This window comes from Micromonospora sp. H61, from assembly GCF_018070325.1.
Lineage (GTDB): Bacteria > Actinomycetota > Actinomycetes > Mycobacteriales > Micromonosporaceae > Micromonospora > Micromonospora salmantinae.
In genome coordinates this window covers 1-1173 of record NZ_JAGPXY010000222.1, presented here as the reverse complement: position 1 = coordinate 1173, position 1173 = coordinate 1, and the positions used below count along the sequence as shown (strand labels likewise).

Genomic DNA, 1173 nt, shown 5'->3' with positions numbered 1-1173 from the left:
CGTCTCCACCTACGTCCGGCTCTACGACTTCATGAGCCAGATCGTCGACTACGGCGACCCGTACATGGAGATGCTGTCGATCTTCCTGCGGCTGCTGGAGAACGTCATCGCAGACGCCTCCTGGGCCGCGGAGGTCGACCTTTCCGACGTCGTCCTGGTCGGGGTCAAGCACAACAAGATGACCACGGTGGACATTTCGCTGACCGGTGACGGCGAGCTCAAGGGTATCGGCGCCGCGGGCACCGGCACCCGGAAGGAGCCGAAGTACGTCGCCCTGCAGGTCGTCATCGACAAGATGAACGACCTCTTCGGCGCCGAGTCATTTTCCGCGTCTCAGGTCAGTGAGTTCGTGAAGGGACTGGTGCAGCGGCTGCTCGCCTACCCGGACTTGGTGAACCAGGCCAAGGTGAACTCGAAGAAGCAGTTCATGGAATCGCAGGACTTCCAAGCGGCGGTCACCGAGGCGGTCGTCGACAACCAGGAGGCCCACAACACTATGGCCGACTACTTCTTCAGCGACGGCCCTGGTATCAACGCTGTCATCATGGCACTCGCGGACGCCTTTTATGAGGCAGCGGTCGAGCAGCGGACAGACGTGTAAGCAGGCGCGGCCCCGTCCGTCGACGGCGAGGTGGATCTTCGTGGTCAACCCGCCGCATGACCGGCCGATGGCCTCGCGATCCTGCGCACCAGGCGTCGCCGGACTTGTCGGGGAGTTCCTTTTGCGGGTGCCAGCGACATGCTGGTGTGCCCGCACGATCGACGAGTCGATGCTGATCGTCCATTGCGCGGGTGTGCCGTCGTCATGCACCTGCCCAGCCGCGAGGATCCGATCCCACGTGCCATCGGCCGTCCAGCGACGAAGGCGTTCGTGGCACGTCTTCCACGGCCCGAACCGTTCCGGCAGGTCACGCCACGGCGCACCCGTCCGCAGCTTCCACAAGATCCCATTGATGACCTGATGGTGATCCCGCCACCGTCCCCGCGCACCACCCGGCTCGGGCAGAAGCGGCGAGATCACCGCCCATGCCTCGTCAGTCAGTTCACCACGACGTACCACCGGGGACATCGTCACCGATCAACCGCTACAAGATCGGCAGGGCACGCCCTAGCCGATCTCGGGAAGACTGACCTCATGACAAGTCAAGTCAATGCTGATGGGCATGATTATTT

At 63.1% G+C, this 1173-nt stretch carries 2 pseudogenes; one reads left to right on the top strand and one right to left on the bottom strand.

The features are described 5' to 3' along the window. A pseudogene (locus KBX08_RS33290) lies at nucleotides 1-601 on the top strand (type I restriction endonuclease subunit R); the annotation flags it as partial. 6 nt (nucleotides 602-607) lie between these two features. On the opposite strand, the pseudogene KBX08_RS33285 reads toward KBX08_RS33290, so the two are convergent. Further along, a pseudogene (locus KBX08_RS33285) lies at nucleotides 608-1069 on the bottom strand (IS5 family transposase); the annotation flags it as partial. Between the last annotated feature and the right edge of the window lie 104 nt (nucleotides 1070-1173).